General features: G+C 56.7%; 29 protein-coding genes. 18 read left to right on the forward strand and 11 right to left on the reverse strand.

What is annotated here, in order from left to right; all coding sequences use genetic code 11:
• Nucleotides 1–34 precede the first annotated feature (34 nt).
• Nucleotides 35–1021, reverse strand: a complete 987-nt coding sequence (dctP, locus tag E1180_RS13005) for a TRAP transporter substrate-binding protein DctP (RefSeq protein WP_186009032.1) — start codon at nt 1019–1021, stop codon at nt 35–37.
• 139 nt (nt 1022–1160) lie between these two features.
• On the opposite strand from dctP, the gene E1180_RS13010 reads away from it, so the two are divergent.
• On the forward strand, nt 1161–1817 hold the full coding sequence (locus tag E1180_RS13010) for a GntR family transcriptional regulator (RefSeq protein WP_155191613.1): 657 nt from the start codon (nt 1161–1163) through the stop codon (nt 1815–1817).
• Nucleotides 1818–1925: 108 nt separating this feature from the next.
• Here E1180_RS13010 and E1180_RS13015 read toward each other — a convergent pair whose 3' ends face one another.
• Nucleotides 1926–2312: a YciI family protein gene (locus tag E1180_RS13015; RefSeq protein ID WP_155191614.1), complete on the reverse strand. Its 387-nt coding sequence runs from the start codon at nt 2310–2312 to the stop codon at nt 1926–1928.
• A gap of 105 nt (nt 2313–2417) precedes the next feature.
• Between E1180_RS13015 and E1180_RS13020 the strand changes: the two genes are divergently transcribed.
• From E1180_RS13020 to E1180_RS13050, 7 genes are read left to right on the forward strand one after another with little or no spacing between them, the layout of a single operon-like run.
• The gene (locus tag E1180_RS13020) at nt 2418–3299 is read left to right on the forward strand and encodes a fumarylacetoacetate hydrolase family protein (RefSeq protein WP_155191615.1); all 882 of its coding nucleotides are present in this window, start codon (nt 2418–2420) and stop codon (nt 3297–3299) included.
• Nucleotides 3296–3976, forward strand: a complete 681-nt coding sequence (locus tag E1180_RS13025) for a malonic semialdehyde reductase (RefSeq protein ID WP_155191616.1) — start codon at nt 3296–3298, stop codon at nt 3974–3976. The genes E1180_RS13020 and E1180_RS13025 overlap by 4 nt, the downstream gene beginning before the upstream one ends.
• 6 nt (nt 3977–3982) lie before the next feature.
• Entirely contained in the window at nt 3983–4441 is a 459-nt protein-coding gene (locus E1180_RS13030) for an OsmC family protein (RefSeq protein ID WP_155191617.1), read from the forward strand.
• Between the two features lie 31 nt (nt 4442–4472).
• Nucleotides 4473–5558 (forward strand): C4-dicarboxylate TRAP transporter substrate-binding protein, encoded by a 1086-nt coding sequence (locus E1180_RS13035; RefSeq protein WP_155191618.1) that lies wholly within the window; start codon nt 4473–4475, stop codon nt 5556–5558.
• Between the two features lie 36 nt (nt 5559–5594).
• Complete coding sequence (locus E1180_RS13040) at nt 5595–6155, forward strand: TRAP transporter small permease subunit (protein WP_155191619.1); 561 nt, start codon at nt 5595–5597, stop codon at nt 6153–6155.
• The gene (locus tag E1180_RS13045) at nt 6152–7459 is read left to right on the forward strand and encodes a TRAP transporter large permease (RefSeq protein ID WP_283404408.1); all 1308 of its coding nucleotides are present in this window, start codon (nt 6152–6154) and stop codon (nt 7457–7459) included. The genes E1180_RS13040 and E1180_RS13045 overlap by 4 nt, the downstream gene beginning before the upstream one ends.
• Nucleotides 7460–7470: 11 nt before the next feature.
• Nucleotides 7471–8346 carry a dioxygenase family protein gene (locus E1180_RS13050; RefSeq protein ID WP_155191620.1) on the forward strand — a complete coding sequence of 292 codons (876 nt, stop codon included), beginning with the start codon at nt 7471–7473 and terminating at the stop codon, nt 8344–8346.
• Nucleotides 8347–8397: 51 nt separating this feature from the next.
• On the opposite strand, the gene E1180_RS13055 is transcribed toward E1180_RS13050, so the two are convergent.
• Complete coding sequence (locus tag E1180_RS13055; RefSeq protein ID WP_155191621.1) at nt 8398–9078, reverse strand: GntR family transcriptional regulator; 681 nt, start codon at nt 9076–9078, stop codon at nt 8398–8400.
• A 323-nt stretch (nt 9079–9401) separates the two neighbouring features.
• On the opposite strand from E1180_RS13055, the gene E1180_RS13060 reads away from it, so the two are divergent.
• Together E1180_RS13060 and E1180_RS13065 are read left to right on the forward strand one after the other, a co-directional pair.
• Nucleotides 9402–10328 carry an ROK family protein gene (locus tag E1180_RS13060; protein WP_155191622.1) on the forward strand — a complete coding sequence of 309 codons (927 nt, stop codon included), beginning with the start codon at nt 9402–9404 and terminating at the stop codon, nt 10326–10328.
• Complete coding sequence (locus E1180_RS13065; protein WP_155191623.1) at nt 10315–11025, forward strand: copper homeostasis protein CutC; 711 nt, start codon at nt 10315–10317, stop codon at nt 11023–11025. The genes E1180_RS13060 and E1180_RS13065 overlap by 14 nt, the downstream gene beginning before the upstream one ends.
• 6 nt (nt 11026–11031) lie before the next feature.
• Here the strand turns inward: E1180_RS13065 and E1180_RS13070 are convergent, their stop codons facing one another.
• The 6 genes from E1180_RS13070 to E1180_RS13095 all read right to left on the reverse strand — a co-directional run bounded on the left by E1180_RS13070 (nt 11032) and on the right by E1180_RS13095 (nt 17102).
• The gene (locus E1180_RS13070) at nt 11032–12030 is read right to left on the reverse strand and encodes an ABC transporter ATP-binding protein (protein WP_155191624.1); all 999 of its coding nucleotides are present in this window, start codon (nt 12028–12030) and stop codon (nt 11032–11034) included.
• Nucleotides 12031–12034: 4 nt separating this feature from the next.
• Nucleotides 12035–13063, reverse strand: coding sequence for a Gfo/Idh/MocA family protein (locus E1180_RS13075; protein ID WP_155191625.1), 1029 nt, complete (start codon nt 13061–13063; stop codon nt 12035–12037).
• Nucleotides 13060–13899 carry a carbohydrate ABC transporter permease gene (locus E1180_RS13080; protein WP_155191626.1) on the reverse strand — a complete coding sequence of 280 codons (840 nt, stop codon included), beginning with the start codon at nt 13897–13899 and terminating at the stop codon, nt 13060–13062. The genes E1180_RS13075 and E1180_RS13080 overlap by 4 nt, the downstream gene beginning before the upstream one ends.
• A gap of 12 nt (nt 13900–13911) precedes the next feature.
• On the reverse strand, nt 13912–14826 hold the full coding sequence (locus tag E1180_RS13085; protein WP_155191627.1) for a carbohydrate ABC transporter permease: 915 nt from the start codon (nt 14824–14826) through the stop codon (nt 13912–13914).
• An 81-nt stretch (nt 14827–14907) separates the two neighbouring features.
• Complete coding sequence (locus tag E1180_RS13090) at nt 14908–16161, reverse strand: ABC transporter substrate-binding protein (RefSeq protein ID WP_155191628.1); 1254 nt, start codon at nt 16159–16161, stop codon at nt 14908–14910.
• A 47-nt stretch (nt 16162–16208) separates the two neighbouring features.
• Nucleotides 16209–17102 carry an N-acetylmuramic acid 6-phosphate etherase gene (locus E1180_RS13095; RefSeq protein WP_155191629.1) on the reverse strand — a complete coding sequence of 298 codons (894 nt, stop codon included), beginning with the start codon at nt 17100–17102 and terminating at the stop codon, nt 16209–16211.
• Between the two features lie 149 nt (nt 17103–17251).
• Between E1180_RS13095 and E1180_RS13100 the strand changes: the two genes are divergently transcribed.
• The 8 genes from E1180_RS13100 to E1180_RS13135 all read left to right on the forward strand — a co-directional run bounded on the left by E1180_RS13100 (nt 17252) and on the right by E1180_RS13135 (nt 24700).
• Complete coding sequence (locus tag E1180_RS13100) at nt 17252–18148, forward strand: glucosamine kinase nucleotide-binding domain-containing protein (protein WP_196220589.1); 897 nt, start codon at nt 17252–17254, stop codon at nt 18146–18148.
• Nucleotides 18138–18896 carry a GntR family transcriptional regulator gene (locus E1180_RS13105; protein ID WP_155191631.1) on the forward strand — a complete coding sequence of 253 codons (759 nt, stop codon included), beginning with the start codon at nt 18138–18140 and terminating at the stop codon, nt 18894–18896. Before E1180_RS13100 ends, E1180_RS13105 begins: the two co-directional genes overlap by 11 nt.
• A 9-nt stretch (nt 18897–18905) precedes the next feature.
• Nucleotides 18906–19934, forward strand: coding sequence for an SIS domain-containing protein (locus E1180_RS13110; protein WP_155191632.1), 1029 nt, complete (start codon nt 18906–18908; stop codon nt 19932–19934).
• Nucleotides 19934–21085 (forward strand): N-acetylglucosamine-6-phosphate deacetylase, encoded by a 1152-nt coding sequence (nagA, locus tag E1180_RS13115; protein WP_155191633.1) that lies wholly within the window; start codon nt 19934–19936, stop codon nt 21083–21085. Before E1180_RS13110 ends, nagA begins: the two co-directional genes overlap by 1 nt.
• Before the next feature lie 136 nt (nt 21086–21221).
• Nucleotides 21222–21929, forward strand: a complete 708-nt coding sequence (locus tag E1180_RS13120) for an ABC transporter permease (protein ID WP_155191634.1) — start codon at nt 21222–21224, stop codon at nt 21927–21929.
• Nucleotides 21922–22713, forward strand: a complete 792-nt coding sequence (locus E1180_RS13125; protein WP_155191635.1) for an ABC transporter ATP-binding protein — start codon at nt 21922–21924, stop codon at nt 22711–22713. Before E1180_RS13120 ends, E1180_RS13125 begins: the two co-directional genes overlap by 8 nt.
• Nucleotides 22714–22733: 20 nt before the next feature.
• Entirely contained in the window at nt 22734–23570 is an 837-nt protein-coding gene (locus E1180_RS13130; protein WP_155191636.1) for an ABC transporter substrate-binding protein, read from the forward strand.
• A 179-nt stretch (nt 23571–23749) separates the two neighbouring features.
• Nucleotides 23750–24700, forward strand: coding sequence for an NAD(P)H-binding protein (locus E1180_RS13135; protein ID WP_155191697.1), 951 nt, complete (start codon nt 23750–23752; stop codon nt 24698–24700).
• A gap of 37 nt (nt 24701–24737) precedes the next feature.
• Here E1180_RS13135 and E1180_RS22645 read toward each other — a convergent pair whose 3' ends face one another.
• Entirely contained in the window at nt 24738–24866 is a 129-nt protein-coding gene (locus E1180_RS22645; RefSeq protein ID WP_280115247.1) for a hypothetical protein, read from the reverse strand.
• The gene (locus tag E1180_RS13140) at nt 24863–26188 is read right to left on the reverse strand and encodes a c-type cytochrome (protein ID WP_208997122.1); all 1326 of its coding nucleotides are present in this window, start codon (nt 26186–26188) and stop codon (nt 24863–24865) included. Before E1180_RS13140 ends, E1180_RS22645 begins: the two co-directional genes overlap by 4 nt.
• Between the last annotated feature and the right edge of the window lie 66 nt (nt 26189–26254).

The following is a 26254-nucleotide window of genomic DNA, read 5'->3' on the forward strand; positions in this document are numbered from 1 at the left end:
GACGGGGCGGTGTGACACCGCCCCGGTCAAAGACTTATTGGACTGACAGAGCCATATCCAAGAGCTCTTGGCCGCCCGGGGTTTGCTCGATGAACGCCTTGTAGGAAGTCTCTTGCGCAAGGGCCCGCCAGGCGTCGAACTCTTCCTGGCTCATTTGCGCAATCTCGACGCCATTTTCTGCAAAGATATCGGCAGAAGCCGCATCCTGTTTCTTGGCTTCCTCCAGGTAGAACGCTTCAGCCTTGGCAGCGCCTGCCTGCAACGCGGCTTTTTGGGCATCGTTCAGACCGTCATAGGCGGATTTGTTCATCAGCAGCGGCTGATACATGAACCATAGGGCAAAGTCGCTGGCCGGTGTGTAGCACTTGACCTGCTCGTAGATCCGATAACTGACGAAAGATGAGGACGAGGTGTTCGCAGCTGTCAGAACGCCGGTTTGCATGGCGTTGTAGATTTCAGACGATGCCATGGACGCAATGGAGGCGCCGGCACCGGCAAGCATCTGCTCAAATGCCTTACCGGCTGCGCGGGTTTGTTGTCCCTTCACGTGTTCCGGGGCGGTGATGCATTTGTCTTTGCCGACAAAGCCGCCAGCAAGATAGCCGTGAACCAGAACCATCACGTCATCGCCGGCCATGATCTCTTCGATCTTGCCCATGAACGGGCTTTCGTTGAGACGGGCTGCGTGATCGTGGTTCTTCACCAGACCCGGCATCAGGGTGAGGTTGTAGGCGGGCTGCTGGCCGCCGGCATAGCTCAGCGGAAACACAGTCATATCCAGCTGACCGCGGCTGAGCGGCTTGTACTGCTCGCGCGGCTTGAAAAGGGATTTTGACGGGAAGATCTTGATTTCAAGATCGACGTCGGCAGCGGCAACTTCATTGGCAACGATTTCAGCCACCTTGTGGCGCACATCGCTGGTGGACCACTGGTGCGACAGGCGCAGTTCCGTGGCATTGGCGGCAAAAGCCGAACCGAGCAGCGCGGCAGCTGCAACGGCGGATGTCAGTTTCATTGTCATTGTTGTTCCTCCCAAAGAGCGTGTGACGTTTGGTCAAGCTCGGAAGGCATCCTTGCACCGAATGTATTCTCCGTCAAATTTTTTGTATACAAGATGGAAATTATTGCGTGCAGAGAATAGGTGTGTTTATGTCAGTGGCATGGATAGGAAACGTGCAGATCTGATCGCCGACGAATTGGAGGGCCTGATTTTGGAGGGCACTTACAAAGATGGCGCGCGTTTGGATGAAGTCCAGCTCGCCGAGCGGTTTGAAGTCTCACGCACCCCGGTCCGGGAGGCTTTGCAGCGTCTCTCTCAGTCCGGTCTTGTGGAGCAGATCCCTCGGCGTGGCGTCTTTGTGCGCCAGCCGGGTCCGGTCGAGCTTCTCGAGATGTTCGAGGTCATGGCCGAGTTGGAGGCCGCAAGTGCCCGATTGGCCGCAAGCCGTATCTCAGACCAAGCTTTATCGGATCTTCACGTGGCCAACTCACGCTGTGATGAGGCGGTCGCGGCCCAGGACGCCGATGGCTATTACCTGGAAAACGAACGCTTCCACGCCATTTTGTACCGGCAATCGGGAAACGGTTTTCTGGAGCAGGAATGCCTCCGTCTCTACCGGCGCCTTCAACCCTTCCGCCGGATGCAGCTCAGGGCAAGAGGCCGTTTGCCGCAATCCATGGCCGAGCATAAGGCCATCGTGACTGCCCTGGAAAAAGGAGATGGCGAAGCTGCGGCTGTGGCCATCCGGGGCCACGTCGCAGTTCAGGGCGAAAAATTCCACCATCTCATGGCCAGCCTGAAACACGCAGCTGAGTGAAACTCTTAAAACCCAGCGCGAGTTATTGGAGTTAGTCTCGGTTGGCCGAGACTTCCCAGAAAAACGTCCATGCGCGAGACTTTGAGGAACCAATTCCCATTAACGGCGCTATCGAAAGTCCGTGCGGCCGCCCGACAAACCGACCGAGAGTGTGAAACTGCCCTCATTGATCAGCCAGCGGCGGATTGTGTAACGGCGCACGCCGCGCGCATGCATCGGATCTCCATCCGCAAGCGCCTTGGCCTCTTCAAGGGAGGCAGCCCGGTAAATGATCAGGCCTTCACCTGTCATGTGCTCGCCGGTCTCATCTGAGACAGGTCCTGCAAATGCAAGTTTGCCGTCAGACTCCAATCTTGCCTGGTAGGCCAGATGGTCGGGAAGGTTCCCAGGCAAGTCTGCGTCCGGCCCGGCAGGTGATGTGGAGACCGCATATAGCTCAAGCGCCAGGGCGCCGCGATCCTTGGCGATCTTCTTGTAATCGTTCCACGCGGGCATTGTGTGTTCCTCCGAATTTCCTTCACTCTAAAAAAATCGATATTATTTGACAATCGATAAAATCGTCGTCAAAGTAATAAAAAATTGGGAAACACCGAGGCGAACATGCGTTTCATTGTAGGGACTGGGGCAGCAGGTCAGGGCGTCTATCTTGTTGAAGGCACACAGGCCTGGAGCCTGACAGCTCTGGACAGCAAGGTCGGACCGGATCTGCGCGCCATAATCGATGGCCATGTTGACGTGAACGCTCTTGCGGAACGTAAAACCTCGGTCCCGGCAGAGCCCGTTGCAGGTCTCACACCCGGATTGCCCATCGCCCTTCCGGGCAAAATCATCTGTCTCGGACTGAACTATGTCGACCACATCAAGGAAGGCGGTTACGACATTCCGGACTACCCTGCACTTTTTATCCGCACCAACTCCTCGATGATCCCGGCAGGCGCTCCCATGGTGCGGCCAACCTGCTCCGAACAGCTCGATTACGAAGCCGAACTGATGGTGATCATCGGCAAGGGCGGAAAGCACATCTCAGAAGCGGACGCCTTGAGCCATGTGTTCGGCTATACGCTGTTTAACGATGGGTCCGTGCGCGAATACCAGCGCAAGACGCACCAGTGGACCCCCGGAAAGAACTTTGACGCCACAGGTCCTGTCGGCCCTGTCATTGTGACGCCGGATGAACTTCCGGAAGGGGCGAATGGTCTTAAGATCGAATCCCGTGTCGGACAGGAAATCCTTCAGAGCGCGACCACTTCGGACATGCTGTGGAGCGTTGCAAGAACCATCGCAACCGTTTCCGAATTCACCACACTGGAACCGGGAGATTATCTGGCGATGGGAACACCGCCTGGCGTTGGACATGCGAAAAAGCCGCCGCGGTGGCTTCGCCCAGGCGAAACGGTGGAAGTGGAAATTGAAGGCATCGGCATTTGCGCGAACCCGATTATCGCCGAAGAAGACATGTCAGCGACGGAGGCTGCGGAATGACGCAAGCAGCCACATCCGCGCCCACTGGCGATGCGTTGGCACAACTCCGGGAGGAGGCGCGGAACGATGTGCGGGCTTTGCGGGAACGCATTCAGAATTTGGATGATGACGCGATTGATTTGATCTTGCGCGGTGCACGGTCTCACTACGCATGGCAAAACAAAGCCGTCCCCCGTGAACTTCTCGAGACGATTTATGAGATAACCGCGGCCGGCGCGACCAGCATGAATACATGCCCTGCCCGGTTCTTCTTCATCGAAACGCTTGAGGCAAAGCAGCGGCTTGCAAAATCGCTGAAGGAAAAAAACATCGACAAGATGATGTCAGCACCGGTCACGGTCATTATCGCGCATGATCTCGACTTCTGGACCAAACTGCCGTTCCTGTTTCCTCATGAAGATAGGCGGCCTTTCTTTCAGGGAAAACCTGAGCATTGCGAGACAACGGCTTTCCGGAACGGGACACTGCAAGGCGCCTATTTCATGATTGCGGCCCGCGCCGTTGGCCTCGATGTCGGGGCCATGTCCGGATTTTCAAATGCTATCGTCGATGCGGAGTTCTTTGCCGGTACGACCTTGAAGTCAAACTTCCTTTGCAATCTCGGTTATGCGGACGAAAGCGCGTTGTTTCAAAAACTTCCGCGCCTTCCCTTCGAGACGGCCTGCAAATTCTTGTGAGGGATCATGCCAGCGTTCAAGGAAAAGACCGTTGTCACCTTAAGAACACATGGCCGGGGCGTGAGCCACTCCAGAACGGATATCAGTCTTCGTGATCTGTCATTTACCATCGACGAGCCAGCCGCCAGAGGCGGAACAAACCTTGGGCCCGCACCGACAGAAACGGCCCTCGCCGCGCTCGCCGGCTGCACAAATGTCATCGGCCACAAATGCGCCGGTCAACTGGGTGTCGATATCGGACATCTGGACATCGAAATCACCTGCGAATTCGACCGCAGGGGCGTAACTCTTGAGGAGGAGATCAACGTCCCGTTTGTCGCACTGCGCCAGGTTGTTGTCAGCGACGGCTCCATTGCAGAGGAGGATCTGCAGCGAGTCGGTGTTGAGGTTGCCAAATACTGTCCATTGTCGAAGCTTTTCGAGCAATCCGGGACAGCCCTGGAGACGATCTGGCAAAAAGCCTGACCGGTCTCGCTTTCTTTGGGAGGAGAATGCCATGATTGGAAAATTGACACGCCGCAGCGCTTTGGCATTTGCGCTGCTCAGCACGGTATCGATGCCGGCCTTCGCGACAGAAACCATCAAGGCGGTGGTCATAGATGGCTATCCGGCCCGCGCCATGTGGGTTCAGGAGTTCACGAACTTCTTTATTCCGGAAGTCGACAAGCGCCTGGCGGAAACGGGCAACTACAAGATGGATTGGCAGGAGAGCTACGGCGGTTCAATCGTCAAGCCCAAAGGCGTTCTGGAAGGGGTTAAACTCGGGCTCGGGGACATCGGGATCGTAACCACGATCTTCCATTCATCGAAGCTCCCCAGTCAGGCCCTGGCTGCCGTAACTCCCTTCATTGCACCAGATTCCAGGGCAGTCGCCAAGGCGGTTGACGAAATCGCCAAGGAATTCCCGACCATGCAGAAGGAGTTTGAAGCGCAGAACCAGGTGTATCTCGCGACCGGAGTTGTCCTCGACACCTATCAAGTGTTCTCAAAAGATCCGATTGAGTCGCTCTCCGCTTTGGAAGGCAGCAAAGTCGCTGGGGCTGGTATGAACCTGCGTTATCTGGAAGGGATCGAAGGGGCAGCCGGTGTGCGCGGGGGACTGACCGACTTCTACAACATGCTGCAGACCGGCTTGGTCGACAACGCCATGCTGTGGCCGGAAGCCGCCAAAACGTTCAAGATCGCGGAAGTTGCCCCGTACATGCTCAAAGCAGACCTCGGTGCCGTGAATTCCAAGACAATCACTGTCAACAAGGACTACTGGGACGGCCTCCCCGATGAAGTAAAGTCCGTACTCCAGGACGTTGCGGTTGCGTATCGGGATCACGTGGCCGGAATTGCAATGGATCGTGCAGAGGCGAGCCGGGCGGCTTACGTGGAGTCCGGCGGCACAGTGGTTGAAATGGACACGGCAGAACGCGCTCAATGGGCACAGGCCATGCCGAACATTGCGGTGGAATGGGCAGCGGGTCTGGATGCAAAGGGAGAACCCGGCAGCGACATGCTGAAGGCTTACATGGCAAAGCTTTCGGAGGCGGGCTTCACTCCAGTGCGCGATTGGTCGGCTGAACTGACCCAGTAGCAGCAGCCTGACTGAGCAGGGGGAGGGAGCGCCGGAATGCTGCGTTTAATAACTTCTGGCGTTCGCGCCCTATCTTCAGCGGCCAACTGGGTTGCGATCGGGGCTAACGCGATTGGAACCCTGATCGTTCTCGCCCTCGTCATGGTGATCAATTATGACGTGGTCGCGAGAGGCTTCTTCAACGCGCCCTTCCGCGGCGCGGTCGAAGTCGTTCAGTTTTCTATGGTCCTGATCGTCTTTCTCCAATTGCCGGACGTGGTGCGAACAAACCGTCTAACCCGGTCGGACGGTTTTTTGATCCTACTGGAAGCCTCCCGGCCCAAACTCGCCGCAACAATCCGGCGGGTGATCAACACAGCTTCCGCCATCTTCATGGCCCTCGTCGCCTATGCGATTTGGCCGGAGTTCTTGGAAATGTATGAAACCAAGGATTTCTTCGGAGTTCCAGGCATCTTCACCGCGCCCTGGTGGCCGATCAAATTGGCAATCTATCTCAGTGCCGTTTTGTGCACACTGATGTTTTTACTGAAAGTTCTTGTGCCCGATACGAAGACCGGCGCTGCACAGCCCAGCGAACCATCCGAGGATAACGCGTGACACCTTTTGAAATCGGCACCCTCTCGGTCATTGCGATTGTCGTCCTGGTCTACCTCGGTGTCTACATCCCGATCGCGCTCGGACTGGTCTCGTTTGTGTCCATTATCTTGATGCGGGACAACTTTGACCTTGCCGTAAACCTATTGAAGATCGCGATTGGCGACAGCGTGATGGAATACACGTTTGCCACCGTCCCACTCTTCACCTTCATGGGCCTGATCGTCTCAAAGGCAGGGCTCGGCGCCGATATTTATCAAGTCATGAACAGCGGCTTCAAACGCGTTAAAGGCGGTATCGGTATGGCGACCGTCGGCGCCAACGCGGTCTTTGCGGCCGTTACCGGATCGTCGATTGCCTCAGCCTCGGTTTTTTCCAAAGTGTCCGTGCCGCAAATGCTGGCATTCGACTACAACCCGCGCTTTGCCGTGGGCGTCGTCGCGGGCTCCTCCGTCCTCGGAATGATCATACCGCCCTCCGCCATGCTCATCATCTATTCGTTTGTCGCCGAGCAAAGTGTCGGCGACATGTTTTTGGCAGGGGTTGTTCCAGGACTGATGCTGGCCGGTGCCTATGTGGTGGCCATATTCCTGATGGGGCGATTGACGCCAGACTATGTCGGCGGCCGCCCGGCCGAAGAAACCGAGTGGATGTCGCCGCTTGAAATCGCCGACAAGACGCTGCCGACACTCATCTTGATCGTGGCAGTTCTCGGCGGCATCTACACTGGATGGCTGACACCTGTGGAAGCAGGCGCGACTGGCGCCCTGCTCGGCCTGATTATTGCGGCCATCCGGAAAAAGCTGACGCTCCAATCGGCCTGGCAGGCGCTTTTGGAAACCGGCCACATTACCGCGTCCATCTTGTTCCTGATCACGGCCGCCTCGATCTACAGCCGGATGCTCGGTCTGGCCGGTTTGCCGAACGAATTGGGGACATTGCTCACCGAAACACAAATGACCTTCTTCTGGATCATGGTCATTTACGTGGCGATGATGATCTTTCTCGGCACGATCCTGGACACAGCATCGATCATTCTGATTGTCGTGCCGCTGTTCCTGCCGCTGGTCGAGCCGATGGGTCTGTCGCTTGTGTGGTTCGGCATAATAACCGTGGTCGGTGCGGAAATAGGACTTCTGACGCCACCGCTCGGCATTTCCTGTTTTGTGATCAAGGCGACCCTCAATGATCCCAGGATTTCGTTGAAAGACGTGTTTGTCGGAGCCTTCCCCTTTGCCCTGGTCATGCTCGTTGTTCTGATCGCCCTGATCCGCTGGCCCTCGCTCAGCCTGGCCATATTGAACTAGAAGAGGACCTCATGCGCCGCGTCACCAAAGACAACATCACCGACGTTTTCATGAGCTATTTCGGTCCGGACACGGACCCACGCCTTAGGGAAGTCCTGGAAAGTCTGGTCCGGCACCTGCATTCTTTTGCACGGGAGACCAAGCTTACACACGCAGAATGGCGCATGGGCATTGAATTCCTGGAAAAAGCCGGCGCCATTTCCGATGCGGAACGGCATGAATTTGTTTTGCTGTCCGATGTGCTCGGCCTGTCGTCCCTCGTCGATATGCTGCATTCCAGCCCTAACGGAACTTCGTCTTCCGTGCTTGGGCCATTTCACATAACGGGATCGCCTCCTCTGGCCATAGGAGGCGACTTGCGTGGAGACTTCCAGGAACAGGTCCTCCTTGCAGAAGGAACCGTTCGTGACACGGATGGAAATCCGATTGCCGGCGCAAAAATTGATATCTGGCAGACCGCCCCCAACGGACTTTACTCCAGTCAGGATCCGGACCAGGACACTTACTCGTTTCACGGCATTCAAACGACTGGGCAGGACGGCCGTTATGCGTTCACAACCGTGAAGCCAGTGAGCTACACTGTTCCGAGCGACGGACCAGTTGGCGATATCCTGCGGGCCAGCGGCCGTCACCCCTGGCGGCCCTCTCACCTGCACTACATCGTAACCGCGCCTGGTTATGCGCCTCTGGTGACCGAGATTTTTCCCGACGACGACCCTTATCTTGATGAGGACACGGTGTTCGGCGTCCGAGAAGATCTGATCATGACCTATGTCGAGCAACCGGCAGGCTCGTTTCCGCCGGAAGGTTTCGAATTGTCCGGTAAGGTCGACGGCCCTTATCTGATAGCCGCGTTCGATCTTGTCCTTGTGAGGGAAGCTGTCTGACACTAGTGCCCAAACTGACGATCTTTCATGGTTCGGACCGCTGGATGCCGGCTACTCTGCCGCTTCCTGCGAGAAATGCTTTTCAAGGAATGCGCCAGTATTGCGGTAATGATCGAGCAGCAAGCGGCATGCCGTCTCGACATCCCGGTCGACGGCCGCATTCATGATATCCGTATGTTCCTTGCCGATATCGCGTCTCGCGTAACTCAGATCCTTACCCGCCAGATAGCGGTACCGGATATTCAGGTCGTAAAGCTGGTTACAGAACTTGAGCAGGACCGGCGAATGACTGCCGCTCAAAAGGTTCATATGGAACGCCTTGTGCAGTTCCTCGAAGCGCTCGACATTGGTTCGCGGTTCACGCATCATCCGGTGGTGGCTGATCACAAGGCGGTCTTCCCAGGCGTGATCGGCCTCCCTCAGGCTTTCCCGCAAGGCAATCTCCTCGAGATGGCAGCGCAGGTTGAGAATTTCCTGAAAGTTGTGTGCACTGATCTCCGCCGCTCGAAAGCCACGCTGGTCGAGCCGTTCGACCAGCAGATCCGATACCAGGAGCGTCAGAGCCTCCCGAATGGGAGAACCGCCCATATCTAGGATCTTGCGCAAGGTTTCGATCTTCAGCTTCTCCCCAGGCGCGAGCTCGCCAACCAGGATCATCCGGCGGATCATCAGGTAGGCCCGGTGCGTTGCCGAAGCTTCTTGCGTCGTATCGGAATTCGTTGCGATAGCCATATCAGATAATATCGATTTTCTTCCAGATATTCTAGTTTTACCTATATCTGTTTTAGGTCATCATCTACGTAATTTCCAGTACAGCCGATCCTCTTGAACATCTTTTGATGCGGTCTGATCGGGATATTTAAGAGAGGGGCCATCCTCTACCCGCACCCGGCGCCTTCGTTTCGGAAACAGAGCGCATAACTTCAGATAAACAGTCGGTACGAACCTTGTTGAAAATTGACCCTTAAAACCGAGTTTTCGTATTTAAAAACATATAATTGGACGCTGTCTGCTATACTCCATCGGCACGTATCAGAAGGCAGTCACCAACCAATATGATCAGCGTCTTTGACATTGGCGGATCAAAGGTCGCCGGCAGCGCGTATGTGGCGGGGTCAGGCGTTTCCCCTATCGAGACCGAACCGACCCCGACCCAAGATTATTTCGAGTTCTGCCGTCTTCTGGCACGGATGACAGCCGCCGGGGCGTCAGGAGTTGGACTTTCCATTGCCGGCGTTGTTGATCCAAAAGCAGGCACGGTCCGCGCGGCCAACATTCCCTGTCTCTCCGGCAAACTGCTTGCATCAGACCTGGAAGCCGTTACCGGCAAACCTGTGTTTTTGATCAATGATGCAAAGGCTTTTGCGCTGGCCGAAGCACACTCTGAAGACAACGCTCAGCACGACATCGTGCTGGGGATCATTCTCGGAACCGGAATTGGTGGTGCTCTAGTGATAAATGGCAGATGCTTTCAGGGCGAACAGGGCATTGCCGGGGAATGGGGCCACGGCCCTGCGAGCGCAGCACGAACCGGCTTCGCACTGCCGGATTGGTCCTGCGGCTGCGGGCAAACCGGCTGCCTGGATGTCTTTGGCGGCGCGCGGGGGCTGGAACGCCTCCATACCCACCTCTCATCCCATCGGCAGTCCTCTTTCGAGATCCTAAAAGCCTGGGAACAAGGTGACCTAGATGCTGGAACAACCCTTGATGTCTATCTCGATATTGTCGGCGGTGCGCTGGCTAATCTCGTGAACATCTTCGATCCCTCCATCATTGTGGCGGGTGGTGGCCTTTCTGGAAACAGCCGGCTGCTGAACGCACTTGAACAGGAACTTCGGCTGAGATGCCTTGCAGGCGGAAACGCTCCAGGAATACGGCCTGCCTCCACCGGCTCAATAGCTGCCCTGCTCGGGGCCGGTATTCATGCCTCACAGATGGTTGCGGATAATCAGAAGAGCATGGTCCGTCATGGCGAGACTTGAGATTTGTGTCGACACAATTGACGGCCTGCGAACCGCAATACGCGGAGGTGCGGACCGGATAGAACTCTGCTCGGCTCTTGCGATTGGAGGTTTGTCGCCATCGCTCGCACTGCTTCATGCAGCCAGGGAAAGTCCCATACCCGTTTACGTGATGGTCCGCCCCCGGGCGGGCGGCTTTCTCTATTCGGATGCGGAATTAGCCGGGATGGAAAAGGAAATCGCTCAGGTTCGCGCCTTCGGGCTTGCCGGAGCCGTGTTCGGTGCAGGGTCATCTGAGGGCCTTGCTTTGGACCAATTGCAAAGGCTTTGCGCTGCTGCGGGTGATCTCGGCAAAACCCTTCACCGGGTCGTCGATCTTCTCCCTTCAAGAACCGCCATCCTGGCCCCTGCAAGGGACCTTAGCTTTGAGCGCATCCTGACATCCGGCGGCGTACGAAGCGCTGTGGACGGGCTAGATGACCTTCGGGATCTTGTCCACGCTGCACCAAGCGGCCTGTCGATTATGCCGGGCTCTGGCGTAACACCGGACAATGCGGCTCAGATTTTAAGACACACCGGCGCGCGCGAACTCCATGCATCTGCCGGAAAACCCCTAGCACACGCTCCCAAGGCCGAGATCGATTTGGGTTTCAGTTTGACCGGCGTAGAGCAAACCTGTGAACACACCGTCCGTGCACTCAAGGACAAATGCCGCTAAGCCTTTTTACGACAGGCGCGACCCTGCCGCGTCGAAGCGATAGGTTTTCGCCTCATCAAAGCCAAGCTGAACTGTTGCGCCTGCCTCAATGTCAAATTGGCCGAACAGGCGAACCGTGAACGGCGCCTCTTCTCCAATATCGACAATCACATTGGTGTCGCCGCCCAAATGCTCCACATGAATGACGGATCCTGCGAGCGCCCCGGCGTCACCAATATGAACATACTCCGGACGGATGCCCACCTGCTCGCCATCCGAGCCGCCAAGCCGCGTGGCCGGAACGATGTTCATGGATGGTGAGCCCAAAAACTCTGCGACAAACCGGTTGGCTGGATTGTTGTAAAGGTCCATCGGGCTTCCAACCTGCTCGACCCGGCCATCGCGCAGCACTACGATCTTGTCGGCAAGGGTCATTGCCTCGGTCTGATCATGGGTCACATAGATCATGCTACCTTCAAGCTGGCGGTGTAATTTTGCAATCTCTAGGCGGGTGTTCATCCGCAATGCGGCATCCAGGTTGGACAGCGGTTCGTCAAACAGAAACAGTTGCGGCTGGCGCACCACTGCACGCCCGATCGCGACCCTCTGGCGTTGCCCCCCGGACAGTTCGGCAGGACGGCGATCAAGATAAGGGTCGAGGGAAAGCATGCGGCTCGCTTCCGCAACACGTGCTTCGATCTCCGCCTTGGGCTGCTTTTCCTGCTTGAGCGCAAGCGACATGTTTTCGCACACGTTCAAATGCGGATAAAGCGCATAGGATTGGAACACCATGGCGATGCCGCGCTTGGCTGGAGGTGTGTCATTCACCACAGACGCGCCGATCCGGATTTCGCCGCTGGTTGCATCCTCAAGGCCCGCGATAACGCGAAGAAGCGTGGACTTGCCGCATCCAGACGGGCCGACAAAGACTACAAACTCGCCCTCTTCCACAGTCAGGTTGATATCTTTGAGCACATGCACCGCGCCAAAAGACTTGTTGAGATCGGTAAGTTGAAGAGCGGTCATGGGATCAAGCTCCAGAAAGGTCTACAGCAACGCCGGTGCGGATGCTTTCGTCTGCGGCAAGGCATATGCGTAGGGATTGCACGGCGTCATTCATGTGGCGGGTCAGATCGATATCATCTTCGATGGCCCGGATCATTGCGGCTTGTTCCGCATCACATAGGTCCTGATGGCCCGGTTCATCGGGCAAACTGACCAGCCGGTCACCTGTCAGTGTATGGACAAGAAGCTTGCCGGCAGACGTATGGCCATCGACATCATCGGAGCCCTCATCCTTGACGTCGGTGATAGAGACCGACCCGTTCGGGGTGACGATGTCTTTCACAAAATGGGCGGTCTCGGACATCATTGGGCCCCAACCCGCCTCATACCAGCCAACAGAGCCGTCCTCGAACGTCACCTGGAAATGGCCGTAATTATACATGTCGGCCGCAATCTCATCGGACAGGCGGACCCCCATGCCATGAACCTTGACCGGCTTTGCGTCCGTGATCTGACACATGACATCGACATAATGAACGCCACAGTCGACAATCGGACTGACAGACTTCATCAAAGACTTGTGAGTTTCCCAGGTAGGCCCTCTGCTTTGCTGATTGAGGTTCATCCGGAACACATACGGCCCGCCCAGCGCACGGGCCTCTTCAACCAGCTTCACCCATCCTGGATGATGACGCAGGATGTAACCGATCATCAGCTTGCGGCCGGTCTCTACCGCCAGATCCACGATCTCCTGCGCATCGTCCACGGAAGCGGCCAATGGCTTCTCGCAAAAGACATGCGCACCGGACCGCAGCGCTTTAAGCGCATAAGGTTTGTGGGATTCGGTGTAAGACGCGATCACCACCAGGTCGGGTTTTGCCGCGGCTAGCGCTTGATCGACATCGGTGAAGTATGGAACATCGCTCAAGGCCTCCGGTAGATCGGGGCGCGGGCCCCGCGCCACCAGTCCGGCAAGTTTGGAAGTTCCTTTCGTGTGGGCCAGAGCATGGCTCAAGCCCATATTCCCCAGACCAATAACGAGAACCCAGATCATTTGACAGCTCCCGATGTAATGCCGCGGATCAGCTGACGGGAGAAGATCACGTAAAGGATCATGACGGGCAGAATGGCGAGGGACAGGGCAGACAGAACCGCATTCCAGTCGGTTACGAACTGCCCGATGAACACCTGGCTCCCGAGTGTGAGCGTCTTGGTCTCTTCCGCCGGAGCCAGAATCAACGGGAACCAGAGATCGTTCCAGATCGGGATCATGTTGAAGACGGCAACGGTCGCCATGGCGGGCCGCACAAGCGGAAGAACAAGCCGGAAGAAAATCGTGTATTCGCTGAGGCCGTCAATCCGGCCAGCATTCTTCAGATCTTCTGAAACCTGGCGCATGAATTCCGACAAAATGAACACTGCGAGCGGCAGACCTTGTGCGGTATAGACAAGGATCAACGCCATCAGCGTGTTCACAAGACCGGTCTGGACCATCAGGTCGAGGATCGCGACGGTTCCGATCCGGATCGGGATCATGATGCCGAGCGCGAGGTATAGGCCCATCAGCGTATTGCCCCGAAACCTGTATTCCGACAGCGCAAAGGCCGCCATCGCACCGAACAGCAGGATGAAAAACAGGGAGACGACGGTGACGATCAGGGAGTTCTGGAAGTAGAGAAAGAAGTCCCCCTGTTTCATGACCGTTTCATAGCCGATCATTGAAAAGCTGTCGGCATCGGGCAGCGCCAAAGGCTCCCGGAAGATCGCCTTCCGCGTCTTGAAGCTGTTGATCAGGATCACGAAGACCGGAAACAGCGCAATCAGTGTGTAGAGAATGAGCGCGCCATGCGCGGCAACCGCATTCAGCGGGTTTTGGCGGGCTTTGTTCATGTCAGGCCCTCCTTAGAACTGGTAGCGCTTCAAGCGCGTTTGAATACCGAAGAGATAGATGCACACGCCGACCAGGATGATCCCGAACATGGCTGTCGCAATGGCCGACCCCATATGCGGATCTCCAAGCTGCAGCTGAAACCCGAAGAACGTGCGGTACATGAAAGTGCCGAGGATATCCGTTGAGAAATCCGGACCGGCAAGCGCGCCCTGAGCTGTATAGATCAGGTCGAATGCGTTGAAGTTTCCAACAAAGGTCAGGATCGAAATGATCCCGATCGAGGGCAGGATCAGCGGCAGCTTGATCTTCCAGAAAGCGGCCATTCCGGTAATGCCGTCAACCTCGCCCGCTTCGAGAACCTCTTCCGGGATCGACAGAAGCGCTGCGTAAATCAGCATCATTGGAATGCCGACAAACTGCCACACGGAAATCAAAGCCAGTGTCGTAAGAGCATATTCTTCCTTACCCAGCCAAGGCGCGAACAAGCTTTTGAGGCCGACAGCGCTTAACAGGTCCGGTGCAATGCCCCAGATCGGAGACAGGATCAGTTTCCAGGCAAACCCAACGATGACAAAGGACAGGATGGTCGGAACAAATATGGCGGAGCGGTAGAAAGCGGCAAAGCGCAGGCGCGGATGGCTGAGAATGGCGGCAAGCGCAATGCCAATCGGGTTTTGCACCAGCATGTGAATTACAAAAAACCAGAAATTGTTCGCCAGCGCATTCCAGAAGCTTTCGGACCAGCGTGGATCACCGAACAGCGTGCGGAAATTCTCAAGTCCGACAAACATGCGCACCTGATCGGCTTCCGTGTAGAGCGCGAGCCGCAACGTATTGAACAGCGGAAAAATCATGATGGCCGTGTAGACCAGCACGGCTGGCGCCAGAAACACGATCACATGGCTTTTTATGCGAGGCGATTTCATGCCACTCCCCCACTCAACTAAGAGCTGGCTAATAAAATGGCTCCGGACGGACCGTCCGGAGCCTTATTGCGTGAAGGCCGGTTACTGCTGCGGCTCGTACCAGCTGGCAAGGCCGTCCTGAAGTTCCTTACCGAGGTCTTCAGCAGACTTGGTGCCCTTGATGGCCGCAACAGAGGCGCCCCAGGTTTCATTCTCCAGGTTCGGCGTGCCGCGGGAGAGGATCTGGTAGGTGGAGCGGATGGTGGACTCGCACTCACCGCGCCAGGAAACGAATTCCTGAGCCAGCGGATCTTCCATCGCGACATCAAAGCTGGACAGGGAGAAGAAGCCCGGCAGCGCGTTTGCATAGATCGTCGCGAATTCTTCAGAACCGACCCAGTTCAGGAAGGTCTTCGCAGCATCCGCATTCTCACTTTTGGCGTTCAAACCGATGGCAATGTCGGTATGGTCCGAAATGTAGCAGGTATCCCCTTCATTCTGGACCGGCGGCTTGAATGCGCCCATCTCGAAATCAGCCTGCGCGTTGAAGCCAGTGATTTCCCAGCTACCCGCCGGATAAATTGCGGCGCGTCCGAGTGTGAACAGGTTCTGGCTATCCGGATAAGTTTGGGCTTCATAGCCGTCCCCGAGATAGTCACTCCACTTGGCAAGCGTGCGGTACGGCGCGACCCATTGATCGTCAGTGAGCTTCTGTTCACCCTTGATCAGCGCAAGACGCCCTTCCTCACCTTTCCAGTAGTTCGGCCCGATGTTGTTGTAGCCCATCGTTGCCGCTTCCCACTGGTCGTTTGTGCCCATGGCAAGGGGAATGTAGGAGCCGTCTTCCTTGAACTTGTCCAGCGCTGCAAAGAACTCCGTCTCGGTCTGAGGAACTTCAACACCGACTTCTTCAAAGGCTTCCTTGTTGTAGATGAAGCCATGGATCACGGAGGCCATCGGAACACAGAAGGTCGCCGACCCGTCATCCGTCTGCCAGGCGGACTTTGCCACGTCGGAGAAGTTGGACATGTTCTCCAGACCGGAGACATCGGCAAGATGGCCAGCATCGTAAAGCGCCAGGGACGCATCAAACGGGCGGCAGGTAATCAGATCACCGGCGCTGCCCGCATCCAGTTTGGAGTTCAACACGGCATTGTATTCCGCAGGAGCGGACGGCGTGAACTTTACCTTGATGCCCGGATGAGAAGCTTCAAAAGCCGGAATGATCTTGTCCTGCCAGAGGGTCAGGTCATCGTTCCGCCAGCTCTCGATGGTCAAGGTGACATCTTCAGCGAAGGCTGGGCCGCTCAAAAGCGTGGTTGCGAGTAGCGTAACAATCAGGGATTTGTTTGACATAGTGTCCTCCTACTATTCCTGCGGCCCGTTCCCGGAAGGCCTCAGCGTCAGATATGCTGCAAAGCGGCCCGCAATTGTCCGTTTGTTCTGGCGAGCAGATTTTCAGCTTGGTCAAGGGAAGTCGCACCCGACGCCAACAAGACGGCCGGCTTTACTGCCCAATTCGATTTTTCAAGACTTCTTTGCGCCTGCGCCCGATCCACCCCGGCAATCCGGCAAACGATACCGGCAGCACGCTCACGCAGTTTTGCATTGTCTGCAATTAGATTGACCATCATGCCGTCATGCACGTGCCCAAGGCCAATTCCCATCAGGGTCGACATGATGTTGAGTGCCGCCTTTTGCGCTGTCCCCGCACCCATACGCGTCGAACCGGCGACCACTTCCGGCGGTGTCGGCAAAGCAATCGCCACATCGGCAAATTCGAAAATCGGCACGTCCGGATTATTGGCAATGCAAATCGTCTTCGCACCGATGGAACGGGCCTTTTTGGCAAATGCCATCGGATAAGGCGTCGTCCCGCTCGCCGTTAGTGCGATTACAAGATCAGAGGGCGTCACGGCGCCCGCATCCTGCTCGCCCGCAGAATGATCATCCTCAGTCCCGCCGGGCATCGATCCATTAACAGGAACACCGCCCGCCATAAACAAGCGAACCTGGCTGAGATCGAGACCGTATGTTCCAGGCAGCTCAGCTGCATCCGCAAGCGCCATAAGTGCGGACGACCCTGCGGCGGCATAGACAAGGCGGCCACCCCCACGGATTGCGTGAACCATTGCTTCGGAAGCAGCCACCAATTGAGGCAACGCCCCGGCCACGGCACGGACCGCCTCTTGCTGACCAGCCAGAAGACCACCCGCGACATCAAGCGCAGGACGCACATCTATTCCGAGCGCGTCCTCATGCAGCTTTTCGGTTTCGGGCAAGTCACTCACGGCCATCAAGTCCTCCTTCAATGGGACCATTAAATACCTTTAAAATACCTTTTGTCTACCATTTAATTTTCAGAAAGACATTTTTGTTCGAAAATCGCGCTTATCGAGCAATTTATGGGTTTCAAATTTCTTATTGGTATTGTAAAGGTATTTTTATGAGCAGACCAGTTAACCCAATTCGCATCGGCATAGATGGCGGCGGCACCACCTGCCGCTTTGCCCTGCAATTACCGGACAAGGTGCTTCGCACATCCCTTGGGAGCGCAAATGCTCATTCTGATCTGCAGGCAACAATTAATGTCCTGAATGCTGGCCTGAGTGAGCTGTTTGAAAAAGCGGATCTGCAGCCCGATGTCTTCTGGAATATTCCGGCATTCGCCGGATTGGCCGGAGTGACCACCCAAGAGAAGGCAGACCAGATCGCGGGCGCCGTAAAACTCAACCGGCTCAGTGTTGAAGACGACAGACGCAGCGCTGTTGCCGGCGCTTTGAAAAACGGCAACGGGTATGTTGCCGGCGTCGGCACCGGTTCGTTCTTGGCGCGGCAGGACCAGACTGGCATCCGCTTTATGGGCGGGTATGGTGCCGACCTCGGTGATGAAGCATCTGGATGCTGGCTCGGCAAGGAACTCCTGAAGCGCCTTCTTTATTGGCGGGACAATGCCGTCGCGCCCTCAGCCCTTCTGGAGACTGTCTGGTCCGGCTTTGACAGCAACCTTGAAACCGTTCTCGCTTTCGGCCAATCAGCCCGGCCTGCCGATTTCGCCAAATTCGCACCGCAGATTGTCGACGCCGCCACCAGCGGAGATCCCAACGCGCTGGCGCTCATGGAAGCGGGCGCCCAGTACATTATTCAAAGTCTGCGGGTTCTCGGCTGGCAAGAGGGAGAAAAGGTATGTCTGCTGGGAGGTCTTGCCAGCCACTACCGGCCCTACCTCCCGCCACACATTGCCGCAAACCTTGCGCAGCCGGAAGGATCCGCGCTCGATGGATGCCTGCACTTGGCAGGCCAGCTTGAACCGATCAGGGAGGAACGGGTCCATGAGCATTGAGGACTTTCTGAATCCGGAAAGCTGGATGGAAAATGCACAGGGCCCGAGATATGTGCAGCTGCGCCGGCGTCTGGAGGACAGCATTCAATCCGGCCTCTTGAAGGCAAATGCGCCGTTACCAGCGGAGCGCGAAATCGCGACCTTGACCGGCCTTTCTAGAGTAACTGTCCGGCGCGCCATGCAGGATCTCGTTGACCGGGGCATCATTGTTCAGCGCCAGGGATCGGGCAGCTTCGTCTCAGATGGCACACCCAAAGTCGAGCAATCTCTTTCACGGCTCACTTCTTTTACTGAAGACATGGCCCGGCGCGGTCTTTCCTCCCGGGCCGAATGGCTGACACGCGGCCTGTTCACGCCATCCCCGGATGAAGTGATCGCCCTCGCCCTGTCATCTGGCGAACAGGTAGCCCGCTTGTCGCGATTGCGGACAGCCAATGACAAACCGATGGCGATCGAGCGCGCATCCCTGCCGGCCGATATCCTGCCCAATCCGGATCTCGTCGAAAAATCGCTTTATGAAGTGCTCGACAAGGATGGGAACCGGCCCGAGCGTGCGATCCAGAAGATCTCGGCAATCAATCTGGAACAGGATGATGCGGAGCTATTAAGCGTCCCTATTGGCGCGGCAGGCCTGCGTATTGAGCGCACATCCTACCTCGCCAACCGGCGTGTTGTTGAATTTACCAGATCCATTTACCGCGGCGACGCCTACGACTTTGTCGCAGAGCTGCAGCTGGCTCACACCTAGGAGCGCCTCATGTCCTCCCAAACCAAAATGTACCGTGAAATCCGGGAGATCCCTTCGGCCGTCGACCGGTTGCTGACCATGGGGTCTGCAGATATCCAAGTTGCAGCTGAAGCTGCGCGGACGCTCGACCCGCAGTTCATCGTGACTGTGGCACGCGGATCGTCAGACCATGTCTGCACCTATCTGAAATATGCCGCCGAGGTCCTTCTAGGAACACCGGTTGCGTCCATTGGCCCGTCGATCGCGTCCCTTTACAAAGCCCCCCTGAAGCTGTCCGGCAGCCTTTGCATCGGCGTTTCCCAATCCGGCACGAGCCCGGACATCGTCGAAATGGCGCGCTCTGCGCGCCAAGACGGCGCGTTGACCCTTGCCCTGACCAACCATCCAGGGTCGGACCTCGCCAAGGCAAGTGATCACACGCTTGATATTCACGCAGGCCCTGAACTGAGTGTTGCGGCAACAAAAACCTTTGTGACATCGGCGGTCGCGGGCCTCATTTTCCTCGCCAACTGGAAAAAAGATGCCGCTCTGCTGCGCGCGATAAATGACCTCCCAGCTCATTTGGACCAGGCGACCAACATATCCTGGCCGGAAGTGCGCAGCGCCATCGGCACACACGCCTCTCTCTTCACCCTCGGCCGTGGCCAGGTCCTTGCAATCTCCAACGAAGCAGCCCTGAAATTCAAGGAGACCTGCCAGCTTCATGCGGAAAGCTATTCGTCTGCAGAGGTGCTTCACGGCCCGGTATCCATTGTAGGCGAAGGGTTCCCAGTACTGTGTTTTGCCGTTGACGATGCGGCGGAGGCAGCGCTGGCCCAGACAGCCGATGCCGTGGCTGAAAAAGGCGCGAAAGTGTTCGCGACAACCTCGGCCGTTTCGGCCGCAACCTCAATTGAAAGGGTTCGGACCGGACACCCACTCACTGATGCCCTGAGTCTGATCGTTTCGTTTTATTGCATGGTCGAAGCCTTCGCGACGTCCCGGCAGATTGACCCGGATGCCCCGAGGCATCTTAACAAAGTCACGGAAACGGTCTGATGCAACAGGTCCATGCCTTCCAGGGCGCCCGTATCTTCGACGGCATGAGCTTTCAGGACGATGCTGCTTTGTGCGTCCATGACGGCAAGGTCGTTCGCATATGCGCTACCGCGGACCTTCCCGAGGGCGCGGAAGTGACAGATCTTGGCGGCGGTATTCTTGCCCCTGGTTTTGTGGATCTGCAAGTCAATGGCGGCGGCGGCGTCATGTTCAACAGCGCCCCGGCTTTGGAAACGCTGAAGACAATCGCAGAGGCGCATGCATCGATTGGTGCAACATCGATTTTGCCAACGCTGATCACCGATACACGTGAGACGACGGCGGCAGCCATTCAGGCTGTGCAACAAGCCATCTCGGAGGGCGTCCCGGGCATTGCCGGGCTTCATCTTGAAGGCCCTCATCTTTCAGTTGCCCGGAAAGGTGCCCATGATGCCGATCTGATCCGTCCAATGGAGCCTGCGGATCTTGAGAGCTTGCTGGCAGCTGCCAAGTCACTTCCTGTCCTTAAGGTCACCGTAGCGCCGGAAAGCGTCAAACCTGAGCAAATCCGCGCCTTAAGCGCAGCAGGCATTTTGGTGTCGCTCGGCCATACGGACAGTCGTTTTGCAGACTGCCAAGAGGCCGTGGCAGCAGGTGCCAGGTGCGTGACACATCTGTTCAATGCGCAAAGCCAGCTCGGAAACCGCGAACCTGGTGTCGTGGGGGCTGCCCTTCAGCTTGGGGATTTGTCTGCTGGACTGATTGCTGACGGGATCCATGTTCATCCGGCCACGATGGCAAGTGCCATCCGGGCCAAACAAGGCCCAGGGCATATTTTCCTGGTGAGCGACGCCATGGCAACCGCGGGCTCGACCATCACCGATTTTCTTCTCAACGGGCGGAAGATCGAACGGCGGGACAACCGGCTGACCCTACAAGACGGTACACTGGCCGGCGCCCACCTGGATCTGACAACAGCAATCCGGAACCTTGTTCACCTGTGCGGTATTCCGCTTGAGACAGCACTCGCAATGGCCACAAGCGGTCCCGCTGCCTTGATCGGCAGGAGCGAACAAATCGGTACGCTCCGGCACGGCGCAAATGCAGACTTTGTCCACCTGTCTTCGGATCTGGAGCTTCGCAGCGTCTTTCGGGCTGGTTTACCAGGCTAATTTCCGAAACTCCCGCAGCCCTTTTTCCTTCTTCATTCTTGCTTAATGACGGACCGGGGCAATTCTCCGGCCAAAACAGAATGCAATCTCTGTCTTTTTCTGTTATTTTTTCCTTGAACTGGGAGGAAATACAATAATGGACAGCTTCTGGAGCGCACTCCTTGAGGCGCTTCATCTGGTCATCACACTCGATTCGGATCTTCTGGAGATCATCGGCCTGTCCATGCAGGTGACCATTACGGCTGTCTCAATCGCATGCCTAATCGGACTTCCCATTGGGGCGGCGGTCGCAGCTTTCCGTTTTCCGGGCCGAACGTTTCTGGCTGTTCTGCTCAACGCCATGATGGGGTTACCGCCTGTCGTGGTCGGGCTGCTGGTCTACCTAACACTGTCGGCTTCCGGGCCCCTGGGCCCGCTTGGGCTATTGTACACCCCAACGGCCATGATCATCGCGCAAACGGTTTTGGTCACCCCAATCGTTGCGGCCCTGACACGGCAGGTGATCGAAGACCTGAACACCGAATATGCGGAGCAATTCGCTTCCATGGGCGTCAGAGCAGCTGACCGTTTAGCTGCGCTCCTATGGGACGGCCGCTATGCTCTCATGACCGTAGCACTTGCCGGATTTGGCCGCGCAATTGCGGAAGTTGGCGCCGTGATCATCGTTGGCGGAAACATCAATCATGTCACCCGTGTCATGACGACTACGATTGCGCTGGAGACTTCCAAGGGGAACTTGCAGCTGGCGCTCGCCTTGGGGTTCATTCTCCTTGTGATCGCCTTTGCCGTGAATGCCGCGGTTATGGCACTGCGGGCTTCTGCCGTGAGGACCGCCTATGCGTGATCTTTCTCCGGAAACCGAAGGCAGCATGTCAACGGCCCCGCATTTGGCACACAGTCCGCCCATTCTGACGGTGCAGGACCTGACATTCTCCGCTCAAAAGACCGTCCTTCTTAACGCTGTCAGTCTGAACATCAGAGAGGGTTCGCGAACGTTGATTATGGGCCCGAACGGCGCTGGCAAAAGCCTCTTGCTGCGTTTGATGCACGGCCTGATCAAACCTGACGCCGGCACAATTACCTGGAAAGGCAGGGCAAACGCTTCTGAGGCCCGCAGATTCCAATCGATGGTGTTTCAACGGCCCGTTTTGCTGCGGCGGTCGGTCTTTGCAAATTTGAGTTTTGCGCTCGGCGTTCACGGTCTGCGCGGGAAACTGAAAGCCGACAAAATCCGTGCAGCGCTTCATGATGCAGGCCTCGCCCACCTTGAAACGCGCCCTGCCCGCGTCCTTTCCGGCGGCCAACAGCAGCGCTTGTCCCTTGTCCGTGCACTTGCCACCGACCCCGAGATCCTGTTCCTGGACGAGCCGACTGCGAACCTTGACCCGGCATCGACCTCCGCCATTGAACAACTGATCATGAAGGCCAGCGCTCGGGGGGTAACAATCGTGCTTGTGACCCATGATCAGGGGCAGGCAAAACGCCTTGGCGAGGATCTGGTTTTCCTGCAGGACGGCGAAGTTGCGGAAACAGGGCCAGCGCAAACCATTTTGACAGCACCGCAAAGTGAACCAGTGAAAGCCTGGGTCGACGGCCGGATCTATCTCGGCAGCAAAGCAGGCTATTGAACAGAATTGGGGACGATTAAATGATCAAGACCGCACTCCGGGCCCTGGCCACTTTGTTGCTGGCGGGCCAGCTCCATTCTGCAGCATCAGCTGACGACCAAGACTTCATTGTGGTCCAATCAACCACCTCCACACAGAACTCGGGACTGTTCGATCATATCTTGCCCAAGTTCCAGGAGGCGACCGGAATTGAAGTCCGTGTCGTTGCCGTTGGAACGGGACAAGCCATACGCAATGCGGTCAATGGCGATGGCGACGTCCTGTTTGTCCATTCCAAATCATCGGAAGAAAAGTTTGTGGCGGACGGATTTGGCGTTTCCAGATCAAACGTCATGTACAATGACTTTGTTATTGTCGGCCCGGCAGAAGATCCCGCCAACCTTGAAGACGCGGACACTGCGGCTGACGCCCTTCGCAAGATTGAATCAGCAAAAGCGCCGTTTGCGTCGCGCGGAGATGACAGCGGAACGCACAAGGCGGAACTCCGGCTTTGGCAGGCCGCCGGTGTGGACCCGACGGGGGCCTCCGGAACGTGGTACCGCGAGACCGGATCGGGCATGGGGGCGACCTTGAACACGGGAACGGCCATGGGGGCTTATGTTCTGACCGACCGGGCCACCTGGACCGCTTTCGGTAACAAGGGCGGCCACAAGATCGTCTTTCAAGGGGACCCGGAATTATTCAACCAATACGGAATCATTCTGGTGAACCAGGAAGTTCATCCCCATGTGAAGTCCGGCCATGGGCAGCGCTTCATCGACTGGATTTTGTCATCAGCTGGGCAGGCCGCGATTGCGGACTTCGAAATCGACGGGCAGCAGCTCTTTTTTCCAAATGCGACCGGCGGCGCCAGCTGAAGGGTCAAGGTCGCATAGCGTTATCCAAGGCTGCTGCTCTTAACAGCTAGGGGCATTTGACAAGACCGGACGGACGCGTTGATGCTGACCACCCCATCACGCGGAGGTCTTGAGTGGACGTCGACACCGGAGATGCGCGGCCTTCAGCGCCGCAGATCAGCACGCCCGCGCGCGTGTTGTTGTTCGGCGGGACCGGGACAATTGGCCAAGCGGTTCTGTCCGAGTTGTCGGCGCGGGGCCATCAGGTAACTTGTGTCGGACGCCCGCGCTCCGCGCAACCCGATGCTGCCATGCCGCCCGGCACAAAACTCCTCCCTGCCGATATCAGCGACGAAGAAATCCTTCGCAATCAGATATTCAATAGTGAGCCGTTCGATGCCGTCATTTCCTGCCTGGCATCACGGACCGGAACCCCGGCCGATGCCTGGGCAATTGACTACAAGGCAAATTCAACACTTTTGAAGATTGCAAAGGACGTGGGTGTTCCCCAATTCATCCTTCTGTCCGCAATCTGCGTCCAAAAGCCAAAACTGGAATTCCAGAAGGCAAAGCTTGCGTTTGAGGCAGAACTGACCACCTCCGGTTTGACCTACTCAATCATCCGGCCAACCGCATATTTCAAGTCACTGTCCGGTCAGCTCAACCGTCTGAAAGCGGGAAAACCTTTTCTGGTTTTTGGCAACGGCCGCCTGACAGCCTGCAAACCAATCAGCAACCGGGATCTGGCGGCTTTCATATCGGACTGCCTGATCAAGCCCGCCCTGCAGGACCGGATATTGCCAATTGGCGGGCCGGGAGACGCCCTTACACCGCTGGATCAGGGAGAACTCTTGTTTGAAAAGCTGAAGCTGGCGCCAAAATTCCGGCAAGTCCCGCCGAAGCTGCTCACCACCATTGCTAACGGCTTGTCATTGGGCGGATATCTCGTTCCAAGCCTGAAGGCCAAGGCGGAGCTGGCGCGCATTGGTCACTACTACGCAACGGAATCCATGCTGGTATGGGATGAGAAAACCCGACGGTATGACGCAAATGCCACGCAAGCATATGGCACGGAAACGCTGTCTGACCATTACGAGAGACTTGTATCCGGGGAAATTGCTGACGAACGCCGCGACCACGCGGTCTTTTAGAGCCTCACCGGATATCGGGCAGGATCCCGCGAAAAAATTAGTCGCTCAACCGGACGGAGGAGCTGCTTGCCTGTTCCGCGCTGGAAAATCCCATGTTCCCCAGCATTTGGCTCGCTCCGATGGCAATCACGAAAGTGGCCGCAAAGGCTGCCAGCATGGCTTTCATTCCAGGTCTCCCGAAGACGTGTTCGGCATTGCAGCCGCTTTCAAATAGTCTATCAGATCCGTCCGGTCCTTGGGCTCAACAATTCGCTGCATTGGCATCTTGGATCCGGGGATGTAATGATCCGGCCCATCAAGGAACAGTTGGTTGATCGTATCTTCGGACCAGATGATATCAGACCTGATGAGTGTTTCAGAATAACTGTATCCCGGCAGGGCACCGGCTTTGCGGCCGAAAACCTGATAAAGCGTCGGGCCGGCTTTCCGGCCGCTATCAGCTGTCAGGGTATGGCAGACCGAGCATTTGCGGGCGAATTGCCGTTCGCCGTTGGACATGGTCTCCGGAAGTTTCAAAAAATCCGGCGTTTTGGTGGCCATTGGATCGAATTTGGAAAGACCGTCCACCGGCCAGGAATAAACAATATTCTCAATCCCGCCGGCATGCAGAACGGCATTGTCCTTTGAGAAGGCAAGCGCCCAGATCGGACCCTTCAAGGCTGCCTTAAAATCTGTCTCGATGGACCATGTCCGGGTGTCATAGACAGTAATGTAGCCATGCCCGTCCCCCGTTGCGAGTTTCTTGCCGTCCGGGCTGAGTGCCATGGCAAGAATCGGCCGCCGCTCCATGGTGAACTCATGCAGGCGGGCACCAGAATACCGGTCGATCACACGGGTTACACCATCCTGCGTGCCATAGGCAATCCAAGGGATCGAGCCGAAGTCTTCCCCGCCCAATACTAAAACGTTGATCCCGAAACCATTGCGGTCCACCACGCGTTTTTCGGCGCGCGCGGCAACGTCCCATTCTATGATCGAGCCATCAACCGACGCAGAATAAAGCCACGCTCCATCCATCGAGAAAGCGACCTGGTTCACGCCCGCGGAATGACCGGACAGGAAGACCGGCGTTAGATCTTCCACATTCCAAAGCCCGACTTTCGCGTCCCAGCTCGCACTCGCGATCAAGCCGGACTCCGGTGACACGGCAAGACCCATGATTTTGGCAGTATGACCTTCCAGTTTGGTATTCTGGCCAGTTTCAAGATCCCACAAGATCAATTTGTTATCGTCTGCCCCTGAAACAGCCTTCGTCTGTCCGAGGAACCGGATAGTTTTAACTGCGGCTTCGTGCCCATCTAGCCATTCCGGATCCCGACCGGTCCAGATACCGACCGCATTGTCAAAACTCGCCGTCGCGACGATTCCGGTATCGGCGGAAACCGTAATGTCCATGATCGGTCCACCATGCCCCTTCAGCGTGGAGAACTCAGCGGCACGCGCGGGCGCTGAGGCAGCGGCGCAGGCCAGTGAAAAACCGAGCGCCACTGCCTGAAGCCCAGGCAGCAGCGACCCTGATCTTCCAGGGAGGTTTTTTCGGCAAGTGACACGGAT

This window comes from Roseibium denhamense, assembly GCF_009711415.1.
GTDB classification, from domain to species: domain Bacteria; phylum Pseudomonadota; class Alphaproteobacteria; order Rhizobiales; family Stappiaceae; genus Roseibium; species Roseibium denhamense.